The sequence below is a fragment of the Campylobacter vicugnae genome (assembly GCF_002139875.1).
Classification (GTDB): Bacteria; Campylobacterota; Campylobacteria; order Campylobacterales; family Campylobacteraceae; genus Campylobacter; species Campylobacter vicugnae.
In genome coordinates this window covers 86,969-99,833 of record NZ_CP018793.1, presented here as the reverse complement: position 1 = coordinate 99,833, position 12,865 = coordinate 86,969, and the positions used below count along the sequence as shown (strand labels likewise).

Sequence of the window (12,865 nt, the reverse complement as noted above, 5' to 3'; positions counted from 1 at the left end):
CTACAATAAATGTAAAAATAAAAAGGATAAAAGTGAAGCTTAAAAAAATTGAACCACTTGATAATGGATATTTAGAAAGTATCGGCTTTGGCTGGCATACCGATCTTGATGGTAGCAGATATATATCTAATGAGCTAGTAAGCATAACCCAAGATGAAGCCGAGGCATTTTATGAAGCGACAAATGAGCTATATGATATGTATGTAGTTGCTGCTGAGTATGTTATTAATAATGATCTATTCCATGAACTTGGGATTCCATTTAATCTAGTGGATATCATTAAAGCTAGCTGGGAAAATGATGTTCATTGGCATCTTTATGGTAGATTTGATTTAGCTGGGGGTATAGATGGTAAGCCTATTAAATTAATTGAATTTAACGCCGATACGCCTACAAGTCTTTTTGAAACAGCGATAATCCAATGGGCAATGCTTAAATTTAACAATCTTGATGAGGCAGCTCAGTTTAATGATGTCTATGAAGCACTAGTTGAAAACTTCAAACGCCTAATCACTCTTGAAGAAGATACTAGTAGATTTGATGAGTATTATGAAGGATGGAAGATTCTTTTTAGCTCTATAGCTGGTAGTAGCGAAGATGAAAATACTACAAGACTGCTTGAGGCTTCAGCTAGAGATGCTGGGTTTGAGTGTGATTTTGCCTTTGCCAGTGAGGTGAGCTTTGATGATGAAAATGGTATATTTTGGAATGGACAAAACTGGGAATACTGGTTTAAGCTAATTCCATGGGAGATGATTGCCATTGATGAGAGCGACCTAGCGTTAATCATAAAAAACATAATCAAAAACCAAAAAGCCATAATTTTAAATCCAGCCTATACTTTATTATTTCAAAGTAAAGGAATTATGAAAATTTTATGGGATTTATATCCAAATCACCCATTACTTTTAGAATCAAGCTTTGAGCCATTAAATGGCAAAAAGCAGGTCAAAAAGCCATTTTTAGCCAGAGAGGGTGCAAATGTATCTATAATAAATAGCGATGGTAGCATAGAGATACAAAATGATGGAGAGTATGCAAATGGCAAATTTTTATATCAAGAGTTTGCTGATTTTGCTAAAGATGAAAACGGCAATAGCTATCAAGCTGGTATGTTTTTTGCCTTTGAAGGGTGTGCCCTAGGCTTTAGAAAAGGTAAAGATATAATAGATAATTACTCTAAATTTGTAGGACATATAATAGAGTGAAGCTAATAGTAGCAATCAGCGGAGCTAGCGGGGCTCATCTTGGTATCAAACTAGCTAATACTACAGCAAGTCTAAATATCAATACCAGCCTAATCATCACCCAAAATGCCAAACTATCGATGCAAAAAGAGAGTCTAAGCATAGAGATAAATAAGCAAATTCAAATTTATGATATAGATGATATTAGCGCAGCTCCAGCTAGTGGTTCAGCTATGTATGATGCTATGATAGTAGCACCTTGTTCTATTAATACTTTGGCTAAGATTAGTTGCGGAATTGGTGATAATCTACTCTTAAGAGCAGCTGCAGTAATGATAAAAGAAAGAAGAAATCTAATCTTAGCCGTAAGAGAAACCCCTTTAAGTGCTATTTCACTGCGTCAAATGGCAGATCTTGCAGCTCTTGGAGTAGGAATTGCGCCTCCAATTTTAGGATACTATACACAGCCTAGTAGCATTGATGAGGCTGAAAATTTCATAATAGCCAAATGGCTAGATAGTCTAAAAATAAAGCACAATCTAATAAGGCGATGGAATGGATAATATATTTCATAAAAATTATAATCACCAAGTAGATCCAAATGCGGTAAAAGAGCTTCATAACGCAATCGATCAAGATATTAAAGCAAATGGTGGAACAACTCCATTTATCAATAATATAATTGCGCTCTGTTCTATAAATTTCATACTAGCTAAAGCTATTTATGATTTAAAAAGCAATAGCAAATTTGATGTATTTGCTGGCAAAAGCACCCTAGATATAAATATCATCAATACTCACACCAAAGAGCCTATTTATAGCGGCTCTCCAGCACAACACACTCAAGCAATGCTAGATAAATTTAAAAAAGAGTATGCTTTATATCCATCGCTATTTTCTACGGTCTTGGTAATGGAAACTTCTATAAATCTTTGCTAGAGAATAAAAATCATAAAAAGATTGTAGTATTTGAACCAGAATTAGAGATATTTTTTATAGTTTTTCATCTAAATGACTTTAGTAAAGATATAAAAGATGATAGATTTTTGACCTTTTGTCCTAGTTTTTTAAATGAAGCCTACTTGCATATACTTTGCAATTCAAAAGATATTACCTACAATCTTAGAAGCTATGACTTTCATATCTATAATGATTACTATGCTAAAAATTATCAAACAAGTGCTAACTCTTTAAATAAAAACTTGTTAAATGTACAGCTTTTAAATATTAAAGCAGCTGGTAATTCTGCAGAAGATACGCTAATAGGAATCAAGCATGTAGTAGAAAATATGCCTAAATTTTATGCTAATTATAGCTTAAAAGATATTTTAAATTTAAATCAAAATCGCAATCAAACAGCCATCATAGTCTCTACAGGACCTAGTCTAACTAAGCAACTTGAGCTTTTAAGAAGAGTCCAACCATATGCTATTATCATATCTGCTGATGCTTCATATCCGATTTTAAAACAAAATAATCTAAAACCAGACTTTGTTACTACTATGGAGAGAATAGAACTTAGTGGGAAATTTTTTGATACTCAAGTAAGTCAATTTGATAATGGCATAACATTTGTAGTAAGTTCGCTTATTCATCCAAACACCATTAAGCTTTTAAATGGCAGAGATGTGGCTTTTGCTCATAAGCCTTTAAGATTTGAATATGCATTGCAAGAAGATAGCAAAAACTATATGTGTAAAGGACCAAGTACGGCTCACTTTGCATTTGATTTAGCTATTGATCTAGGGTGTAAGCAAATAATATTTATAGGTCAAGATTTAGCTATGGCAAGCGATGGAACTACACATGCTAAGGGAATGGTATTGGGCGAGACTTCACCTACTATCTCATCTAAAGAGTATGAGCCAAATATCACTACAGTCTTAGGATATGGTGGTAAAACTTATGTTAAATCTATTAAGACTTGGGATCTATTTAGAGAGTATTTTGAAATGATGATAGATACGCTTAGTTCATATACTGATGTTAAGGTATATAATGCCACTGAGGGTGGATCTAGAATAAAAGGAACTATAGAAAAGCCTTTTAAAGAGCTTGTAGATGAAATCATATCTAAAAACATAGAAAAAATATTAGTAAAACCTGAGCCAATCTCAACCCAAGATAGTCAGATCAAACTAGCTAAACAAAAAGAGATTATAGAGAATTTCATCAAAGTTGGCAAGGAAAGAAACGAGCTGATAAAAGAGCTATTTAAAAGAATTAGCAAATTAGTAGAGAGTGCTGATAGAGATTTAGCCGCTAACAAAGAGCCGCGATATGCCAAATTCTACGAGCTAAAAGATAGAATTGATCGCTTAAAGGCTACATTAGACGCTGATAAGAGCTTTGGCGATTTATATATGTATACTGCGTATAACTTTTGCGTGCATCAAGAGCTTGAATTTACTGCTATGATGGTGCGTCCTGAAGCCAACAAAAATGAGCGTGATAAGAAAATTTTTGAGTATGTGCGTCAGCATGGATACTACTTCTTTAGCCTAGCTGGAATGATAGAAACTACAATTGATACGCTACAAAATGCACTTGATGGGTGGGAGGTTTAGGGCTTTAATCTCACTATCTAATTATTATGTAGTAGTTTTTAGTTTTAGCTTATTTGCCAGATTGCCATCGCTACAAGTAAATAAAATGAGCATAATAATCTTTAATCAAAGTATTTATGTTAATAAGTATTAGACTCCAAATTTAACTCTTAGTCTTCGTTTAAATCTAAAATATTTATCATAAATTTTAAAAACTATTTTTATAAATATTTAGATCTATTTGCCATTTTTCATAAGTATCAAAAGAATTATGTACAACTTTAATAATTTTATCTTGCATTTTTTTAAATATTTTAGTCAAACTAGTATCAAAATGAGTGTGGCATATTATAAAATCTAGATTAAATTCATTAATTATTTGTTTAAATATAACTCTTTTTTGATTGCATTCCATTTTTTTATAGGCATTATTAATCTTTTTATCTCGTGTAAAACCTTTGCCAATCCTTTAGATTTTACATTTTCTTTAATAAATCTAATTGCAACTTCTTGGTGGTATTCATAAGGACATTGCTTGCTAAGTGCAATACTAAAAACCATCACTTCATATCCACTAGTAATTAAAGAATTACTAAAATTGCATATAACTCTCTTAGCACCCCCCCCCCAACTCCCAAACTCCACTTTAACCTATTAAATCTATATATAATTTTATTTTTTATTTTAATTAATTTTTTATCATATGGATTATTTAAATTTAACATTAACTTTAAATGCTGTTTTTTTAATTTTTTAGATGACAAAAAAGAGTCATTAAATTTAGATAAATACTTTTTAGCTTCTTTAGCAAACTCCTTTTTAAAATCGATCAAAGATAACTTCGAATTTATACTACAACATACATAATTATAAAAATCAATTTTTAATTCATTCATTAAATTCTGCTCTATTAAGAAATTTTCTATTAAATCAAAAGTTTTAAAAATATCAAAAATTCTTTTACTTTTTGCGCTAGATGCTATTATAGAGCCTTCTCTAATACGGTAATAATACAAAGACTCATCTAAAAATGTGATTCTTTTAGCTAGTATTAAGGATTTAATATGCGGATATACATCTTCAAAAAGTAAATTTTGTGGATAAAATTCTTCATTTTCCCATAGGGAATTTATTAAGAATTGATATGAATACAAATGACAATATGCCACACAACAACTAGAAAATAAAACTGATTTAATTTCATCAAAACTACATACATCATTTTTTCTAATTTTATAACACTTATTTGTATACCAAGGATCTTCTTTGTCTATTTTATTAGTTGCTTCAATATATCGCGCAATCTCCATTATACATATATCTGAATTTGACTCTTGTGATTTATTATATAGTTTTTCTAAAGCTTGAATATCTAGCCAATCATCTGAATCTGCAAAATAGATATATTTAGGATTTATATTATTATCTATTAGATATTTTATACCTGAATTTCTAGCTGCACCAAGTCCGCCATTTATCTTATCTACGATATGAATTCTACTATCGTTTTTAGCATACTCTTTTAAAATTTCTAAACTAGAATCAGTTGAACCATCATTTATGCAGATTATTACTATATCTTTTAGAGTTTGATTAATTACTGAATCTAAACACTCTCTTAAATATTTTTCTACATTATATACTGGAATTATTATTGATACTTTAATCTTGCCCACTTTATGCCTTTAAATCCCAAATTTAACTCTTAAACTTCTATTATATTTAAAATATTTATTATATATTTTAAATATAATCTTATTGATTTTTTTATGCTGTTTCCTTATATTGTATTCGCAATATCGCAAATAAATTATATATAATTTAGTAATTTTAGTATTAAATTTATACTTTTTTGAAATTTCTTTTATTTTATTAATTACAAATATAAGGTCTTGTATATTTTTTTCAATTACATTATTACAGCTACTTTTAGTTGTTGAATTCTCATTTTGACGATAGTAATACAAAATATCACAAATATAACAAAATTTATTAGATAAATTACAAAGTACAAAACTCATCAAAGCATCCTCTGCCATTGTAATTCTATCTTTTAAATTTAAAATTTCAAAAGCTTTTAAATAGATATCTCTTTTAACCATCATAAAAGCCAAATTCCATCTAGGATAATCTTTTTGTCTATAAATATAATTAGCATATTCTTCTAAGGACTCAAAACTATAATTATTTAAAGTTACCCACTCCATATGCCAGCAAGTATTTCCATCATAATTATAAACATTAAATTTAACAATATCATAATACCCATCTTTAGTAGCATTATATGCTATCTCACAAGCTTTTAAATCTAAAAAATCATCCGAGTCCAAACATAAAAAGTATTCTCCACTAGCTTGTATAGCAGCATTATTCCTACTAACGAATGGCCCTTGATTTTGTTTATTATAAATAATCTTTATTCTACTATCTTTTTTGGCATACTCTTTTACTATATCTATACTTTTATCGCTTCCACAATCATCTACGATTATAATCTCTATATCTTGCAGGGTTTGATTAATACAAGAATCCAAACACTCAGATATATATCTTTCTACATTATATACTGGAATTATGATTGATACTTTTGGGCTATTTTGCATTTTTTAACCTTTCAAACAACTCCATCCACTGTTTCATTACAACATCTTTGCTAAATTTACTTTTAACTATCTCTTTGCTTTTTGCTCCCATTTTAGCTCTTAGATTTTCATCACTCATTAGAGTTTTTAGTTTAGTTGCGTATTCATTAAGGTTATTATCTTCTATCAGATATCCACTTTTATCATCTTCTATTATATCGCTTGGGCCTGTGGCGATATCAAAGGCTATGGTTGGCAAGGCATAAGACTGAGCTTCTATAAGCACCATAGGGAGTCCTTCAAAGTGGCTTGTCATAGCATATATACTAGCACTTAGATACTCGCTCTCTACATCTTTAGTAAATGGTTTTAATATTATAGAGTTAGTTAAATTTAGATCTTTTATCTTATTTTCTATCTTCTCTTTTAGCTCGCCATCTCCTACGATATGTAGTTTCCAATCTTTAAACTCACTGCTATCTTGAATTAACTTCCAAATATCTATTAAGCGAAGAAAGCCTTTTTGATTACTCCTATCCATACGACCTATTGATACTACACATTTTTGAGAATAATTGGTATTTAAATTTGAGATATTTGGGAGAAAATTTGGAATAATATAAAAATTAGAATTTGGGTATTTTGTTTTATAGCTATCAAGCTCTTTAGATGAGAGTAATATTATGTTTTCATGTTTTAACTCTACATTTTTATAAATATCAAAACCAATATGAATTACTTTTATAGCTTTTTGATTAGACAAATAATTATCAAATATAGAAGAATATGAATTATCAAGAATAAAATCTGGTTTAAAATTTGAAATAATATTTTTAAATTCCGATAATTTGCTTCTTTTTATAAAAAAATTTATAGTTTGAACAGCTGGTCGCAAAATCTCTCTCAAAAGTTTTAAAAATATATTAGATACTTGCAAAGACCGAAGCTCTTTAGAATGTATATGCTTTAAAAAATATAGCTTAATCTGTTCTTCATATAAAAATGGGAGTTTTCGATCTTTTTTATCATATCCATATAAACTAATAACGCAAATTTCATGTTTATTTTCCAAAAAAGTATTACTCAAATTCGATACAACTCTTTCAACTCCGCCAACAATAGTTGCATCATCTATAATTAGCAAAATTTTCATATTCCCAAACTCCACTTTAACCTATTAAATCTATATATAATTTTATTTTTTATTTTAATTAATTTTTTATCATATGGATTATTTAAATTTAACATTAACTTTAAATGCTGTTTTTTTATTTTATTTAGCGAATAAAAAGAATCATCAAATTTAGATAAATATTTTTTGGCTTCTGTAGCAAATTCATCCCTATATTCCAATGGACAACAAAAATAATGCCCTTGAATTAATTCGCATATGAATTCCATAAAATTATCTTTTAATTCATTTAGCAGTTGCTTATTTTTTAAAAAATTTTCCACCATATAAATTGATTTAAAAATATCAAAAGTTCTTTTGCTTTTTGCACTAGACGTCATTATGGAGCCTTCTCTAATACGGTAATAATACAAAGCCTCATCTAAAAATGCGATTCTTTTAGCTAGTATTAAGGATTTAATATGCGGATATACATCTTCAAAAAGTAAATTTTGTGGATAGAATTCTTCATTTTCCCATAGGGAATTTATTAAAAATTCATATGAATAAAATTTTAAAAATGCTCCAAAGCGTCCAAATAATGCATTTTTAATTTCACTATAATCACATACATTATTTTTTCTAATCTTATAACAATCGGTTTTAAAATAATCACTTGATTCTATTCTTTTATCTTTCTCTATGTATAGCAATAAACTCATTATGCATATATCCGAATTTGACTCTTGTGATTTATTATATAGTTTTTCTAAAGCTTGAATATCTAGCCAATCATCTGAATCTGCAAAATAGATATATTTAGGATTTATATTATTATCTATTAGATATTTTATACCTGAATTTCTAGCTGCACCAAGTCCGCCATTTATCTTATCTACGATATGAATTCTACTATCGTTTTTAGCATACTCTTTTAAAATTTCTAAACTAGAATCAGTTGAACCATCATTTACACAGATTATTGTTATATCTTTTAGAGTTTGATTAACTACTGAATCTAAACACTCTCTTAAATATTTTTCTACATTATATACTGGAATTATGATTGATACTTTTGGGCTATTTTGCATTTTTTAACCTTTCAAACAACTCCATCCACTGTTTCATTACAACATCTTTACTAAATTTACTTTTAACTATCTCTTTGCTTTTTGCTCCCATTTTAGCTCTTAGATTTTCATCACTCATCAGAGTTTTTAGTTTAGTTGCGTATTCATTAAGATTGTTATCTTCTATCAGATATCCACTTTTTTCATCTTCTATTATATCTCTTGGACCAGTTGCAATATCAAATGATATGGTTGGTAATGCATAAGACTGAGCCTCTATAAGAACCATTCCAAACCCTTCAAAATGGCTTGTCATAGCATATATACTAGCACTTAGATACTCACTCTCTACATCTTTAGTAAATGGTTTTAATATTATAGAGTTAGTTAAATTTAGATCTTTTATCTTATTTTCTATCTTCTCTTTTAACTCACCATCTCCTACAATATGTAGTTTCCAATCTTTGAATTCTTTGCTATCTTGAATTAATTTCCAAATATCTATTAAACGAAGAAAGCCTTTTTCTTTTGATAGCCTACCTACGCTTACAACTACTTTTTGTGAGTAATTAGTATTTAAATTTGAGATATTTGGGAGGAAATTTGGAATGATATAAAAATTAGAATTTGGGTATTTTGTTTTATAGCTATCAAGCTCTTGAGAAGAAAGCAATACAAAATTTTGCAAACCATCTAAATTAAAATTCTTATAAATATCAAATTTGCCATGAATAAGTTTAATTACAGCACTATTTTTTAAAACAAATTTACCATTGATAAAACTATCACTATTATCGATAATAAAATCTGGCTCAATTTTTTTTGCTAATTTTATAAAACGCCTGCTCATTATTTTTATAATTATTCTATTTGCAAATCTAACTAACGGTCTAGCTAATTCACGTAAAATTTTAAAAAATTGGTTTTTTACATTTGGTAAGGTGATTTCTTTAATATCAGATAATTTTATTAATTCTATATTTTTACTATAATCAAATACTATATTTTTATTAGCATTAAATATACTAGTTATATAAATTTTATAATTTTTAACAAGCTCATTACTCAAATTCGCTACAACACGCTCCCTGCCGCCAACTATACTTAAATCAGGAACAACTATCAATATTTTCTTCAAAATCATACACCCCTTAAAGTTGGCAAGTAAAATTAATGAGTTAAATCTTACCATATTTTGCTATAATTCAAGCTAAAAAAGGCTTAAAATGTTTCATATTATATTTAGTTCAGATGAGAATTATATCAAATATACAGCAGTACTTATAAATAGTATAATTAAAAATACAAATACAAATTTAAGCTTTAAAGATATATGTAAAAATAGTGGCTTTGATGCGCCAAAAGATAGCTCATTTAGCAGTTATAAAGCTATTAATTTTGATGATTTAAGCAATGAGCAAAAGCAAGAAGGCTATATCTTTCACATTCTTAGCGATAATATATCAAGCCAAACTCAAAACAAACTAAATTCCCTTCAAAGCGAGCTTAATCAAATATATCCATGCCAAATTCTAACCCATATAATAGATGATAAAGAGTTTTCTAACTTTCCAATCTCTGGAGCAGCCCATAGTAATTTTTTAACATATTATAGATTAAAGCTTGAATCCTATCTAGACCCTAGCATAGATAGATGCTTGTATCTAGATGCTGATATGCTGTGTTTGTTTGATATTAGGGAGCTTTTTGCTATTGATTTAGGAGATAATATTTTAGCTGCAATAAATGACCCAGGCAGTAAAAAACGCAAAATAAAATATAAGCAAGATAACCAAACTATCACGCATAAATTTACAAATGACTATTTTAATGCCGGCTTTTTACTTATCAATACCAAAGCCTACAAACAAAACCAAATAGAACAAAAATGCCAATCCTTAGCACAAAAATGCACATACATAAAAGCTGCTGACCAAGATCTACTAAATGCTATAATCCCAAATGATAAACTACTTAAACTACCAATTGCTTATAATTTTTCATCAATTAGCTTTTGCTTTTCTATCTGCAAGGATGAAAACCCACATCGCCTAAACTGCACTAGAGCTGAGTTTATGCAAAGCTACAAAGAGCCAAAAATCATCCACTATGGCGAAAAGCCATGGAGATTTTTACAAAGCTATACAGATAGCCAAAATAGAAATATAAACGATATTTGGTGGGAATTTGCCCTAGATACTCCATATTTTAAAGATGAGCTTTTAGAGATGAAAAAAGATATAAAAGAGTATAAGCTATTTGCAGCTTTAGGCGCTGAGATTTTAAGAGTAAGTAGTGGGATTTTTGGCTATTTTGCCATTAAAAATCTAATAAATAATCCACAAAATGATTCAAATTTAAGTAGCGATAATATCTCTAGTGAGCTTTTTGGCTTGTGTTGTATTTTAGGTGAGATGATAATATACGCTAGAAAGCATAAAAAAGGTGCCCTAAGCGTGCTACTAAAAATATATAAAATGAAAAAAATATTTAAAAAGTATAATACAAAGCAATTTCTTTAGGAGTTTGATTGTAAATTTAGCCCACTGCTAAACTCCAATCAAGCTCATAATATCTAAAATCTTTGCCATATCAATATCAATGCCTAAAACTTTAGCACCAAGCGCTCCATCTAGTGCTAATATAGCAGGTAATACTACGCTAAATTCAAGTTTTGAGCCGGTTTTAATAGCATAATTTTTAGGCAAAATTCTCATCACAAATCGCTTTTTAAAAGGGTAAAAATATCCACAAATCCCACTAGGTGTAAGCATATCACCTATGTGATGCATCAATATCCCAAAACCCAAAGCCCCACAAGCCATCACCCCAAAAATCGCCCACGCCATAAAGAGCAATACTGGAATAAATAAAAAATGAGTAGGCCCTCTATGCTCAAAAAAGATCGCTGTTAATCTAGATATCAAAGGAAATTTTCTAGAAATAAAGCTTCTAGGCTCATCAATATCAGGCAATACAGACCCAAGCAAAATCAATCCAGTAGCTAGCATCATATCAGCTTTACTTAAATCAATCACGCTTACAAACCCCATAACCCCAAGCGCTCCAATAGCCAAATGCGTTCTAAAAGTCATATTCTTTGACCGATCCAAAGCCCAAAAATAGCTGCCAAAAGAGCTCCAAAACTAAAAATAAAAGCAAATTTAAAATAATCAATTAGCCTGATATTTACTCCATATCTTTTTAAACTTGCAAGCCACAGCAGTGTAGCTAGCGAGCCAATTGGAGTTAATTTTGAGCCGATATTACATCCAAGCAGATGTGCATATACAAGCCCATTATCTGCTCCAAACTCTCTAAGCGCTAAGTCGCCTAGCATTACCATAGGAAGATTATTGATTAGCGCTGAGCCAATACTAGAACCAACAGCCACACTAAGCAAAGATAAAAAGCGATCTAATTTAGCAAGATTTTCAATATTTAAACGCAAAAAATCCAAAACTCCAGCCATCCCAACGCCATAAACCATTACAAAAAGACCTACACTAAAGATAACTACACCAAATGGAGCCTGCTTGAAAAGCTCAAATTTTCCACTTTTTTGCATCATTATAGCAATAAATGCTATAAACATCATAAACATACTAATAGGTAAATCCATTGCTTCAAAAATCGCACTACCAAAAGGCAAAGATACAAGCAAACTAAGCAAAATTATGAATCTAGCCTTACTAAGCTCCTTACAAGGTAGATTAAATTCCAATTCCTTAGGTAGCCTTCTAGCCATAAAAACCCAAAAAAGCATACAAGCAGCTATAAAAACAAAACATTGAGCCAAAATCATAGAGCTAAAATACTCACCAAAGGAGATATGAAAAAGCTTAGCAGTTATAATATTTGTAAGATTTGAGATAATCAAAGCATTAGAGCCAAAATCACTCAAAAAACCAAAAAATAGCAAAAATACAACTAGTGGCGCAGTTAGGTCAAATTTGCTTTTATCCTTAGAAAATATAGCAAAAATTAGTGGCGTAAGAACTAAAATCGCTCCATCGTTTGCTAAAAATGTCGCTACAAATAACCCAAATAACATCATAATAATAAAAAACTTAAGCGTACTAACCTTGTATCCATCATTACCCTTAGCACATAGCAATATAATCTTACTAGCTAAACTATCAAAAAATCCCATCTTTTCTAAAGCCATAGCGATGATAATAAGCGCTACTAGCACCAGCGTAGAGTCCCATACCATCATCAAAACTCCAAAAGCTACTGGAATACTCACCACGCCAAAGATAATAGTAGCAATTCCACCAGCTAATGCACTAGCCCACGCCGGAAAGCCACATGGCCTAGTATAGATTAATATCATCGATATAGCAAAGATTACAAACGCCACACTAAC

13 protein-coding genes are annotated in these 12,865 nt (G+C 29.8%); 5 read left to right on the top strand and 8 right to left on the bottom strand.

The genetic code is table 11. The annotated features are described in order from the left end of the window. Positions 1–32: 32 nt before the first annotated feature. The 4 genes from CVIC12175_RS00575 to CVIC12175_RS00560 are packed head-to-tail and all read left to right on the top strand — an operon-like array spanning position 33 to position 3,754. On the top strand, positions 33–1,208 hold the full coding sequence (locus CVIC12175_RS00575) for a glutathionylspermidine synthase family protein (RefSeq protein ID WP_086315755.1): 1,176 nt from the start codon (positions 33–35) through the stop codon (positions 1,206–1,208). After that, a complete protein-coding gene (locus tag CVIC12175_RS00570; protein WP_086247583.1) occupies positions 1,205–1,750 on the top strand; it encodes a UbiX family flavin prenyltransferase in 546 nt (181 codons plus the stop codon). Before CVIC12175_RS00575 ends, CVIC12175_RS00570 begins: the two co-directional genes overlap by 4 nt. Further along, a complete protein-coding gene (locus tag CVIC12175_RS00565) occupies positions 1,743–2,126 on the top strand; it encodes a hypothetical protein (protein WP_086315754.1) in 384 nt (127 codons plus the stop codon). The genes CVIC12175_RS00570 and CVIC12175_RS00565 overlap by 8 nt, the downstream gene beginning before the upstream one ends. Beyond that, a complete protein-coding gene (locus CVIC12175_RS00560; protein ID WP_086315753.1) occupies positions 2,120–3,754 on the top strand; it encodes a motility associated factor glycosyltransferase family protein in 1,635 nt (544 codons plus the stop codon). The genes CVIC12175_RS00565 and CVIC12175_RS00560 overlap by 7 nt, the downstream gene beginning before the upstream one ends. Positions 3,755–4,108: 354 nt before the next feature. Here the strand turns inward: CVIC12175_RS00560 and CVIC12175_RS00550 are convergent, their stop codons facing one another. The 6 genes from CVIC12175_RS00550 to CVIC12175_RS00525 are packed head-to-tail and all read right to left on the bottom strand — an operon-like array spanning position 4,109 to position 9,634. Continuing rightward, positions 4,109–4,294 carry a hypothetical protein gene (locus CVIC12175_RS00550; protein ID WP_152023626.1) on the bottom strand — a complete coding sequence of 62 codons (186 nt, stop codon included), beginning with the start codon at positions 4,292–4,294 and terminating at the stop codon, positions 4,109–4,111. A 20-nt stretch (positions 4,295–4,314) separates the two neighbouring features. Next, positions 4,315–5,409 carry a glycosyltransferase family 2 protein gene (locus CVIC12175_RS00545; RefSeq protein WP_086315750.1) on the bottom strand — a complete coding sequence of 365 codons (1,095 nt, stop codon included), beginning with the start codon at positions 5,407–5,409 and terminating at the stop codon, positions 4,315–4,317. 9 nt (positions 5,410–5,418) lie between these two features. Further along, positions 5,419–6,336 carry a glycosyltransferase family 2 protein gene (locus CVIC12175_RS00540; protein WP_086315749.1) on the bottom strand — a complete coding sequence of 306 codons (918 nt, stop codon included), beginning with the start codon at positions 6,334–6,336 and terminating at the stop codon, positions 5,419–5,421. Then, on the bottom strand, positions 6,326–7,468 hold the full coding sequence (locus CVIC12175_RS00535) for a glycosyltransferase family 4 protein (protein ID WP_086315748.1): 1,143 nt from the start codon (positions 7,466–7,468) through the stop codon (positions 6,326–6,328). Before CVIC12175_RS00535 ends, CVIC12175_RS00540 begins: the two co-directional genes overlap by 11 nt. Further along, positions 7,465–8,517 (bottom strand): glycosyltransferase, encoded by a 1,053-nt coding sequence (locus CVIC12175_RS00530; RefSeq protein WP_086315747.1) that lies wholly within the window; start codon positions 8,515–8,517, stop codon positions 7,465–7,467. The genes CVIC12175_RS00535 and CVIC12175_RS00530 overlap by 4 nt, the downstream gene beginning before the upstream one ends. Then, positions 8,507–9,634, bottom strand: a complete 1,128-nt coding sequence (locus tag CVIC12175_RS00525; RefSeq protein ID WP_192940153.1) for a glycosyltransferase family 4 protein — start codon at positions 9,632–9,634, stop codon at positions 8,507–8,509. The genes CVIC12175_RS00530 and CVIC12175_RS00525 overlap by 11 nt, the downstream gene beginning before the upstream one ends. 88 nt (positions 9,635–9,722) lie before the next feature. On the opposite strand from CVIC12175_RS00525, the gene CVIC12175_RS00520 reads away from it, so the two are divergent. After that, a complete protein-coding gene (locus CVIC12175_RS00520; protein ID WP_086315745.1) occupies positions 9,723–11,018 on the top strand; it encodes a glycosyltransferase family 8 protein in 1,296 nt (431 codons plus the stop codon). Between the two features lie 27 nt (positions 11,019–11,045). Here CVIC12175_RS00520 and CVIC12175_RS00515 read toward each other — a convergent pair whose 3' ends face one another. Next, on the bottom strand, positions 11,046–11,591 hold the full coding sequence (locus CVIC12175_RS00515) for a metal-dependent hydrolase (protein ID WP_086315744.1): 546 nt from the start codon (positions 11,589–11,591) through the stop codon (positions 11,046–11,048). After that, entirely contained in the window at positions 11,588–12,859 is a 1,272-nt protein-coding gene (locus CVIC12175_RS00510; RefSeq protein ID WP_086315743.1) for an ArsB/NhaD family transporter, read from the bottom strand. The genes CVIC12175_RS00515 and CVIC12175_RS00510 overlap by 4 nt, the downstream gene beginning before the upstream one ends. Between the last annotated feature and the right edge of the window lie 6 nt (positions 12,860–12,865).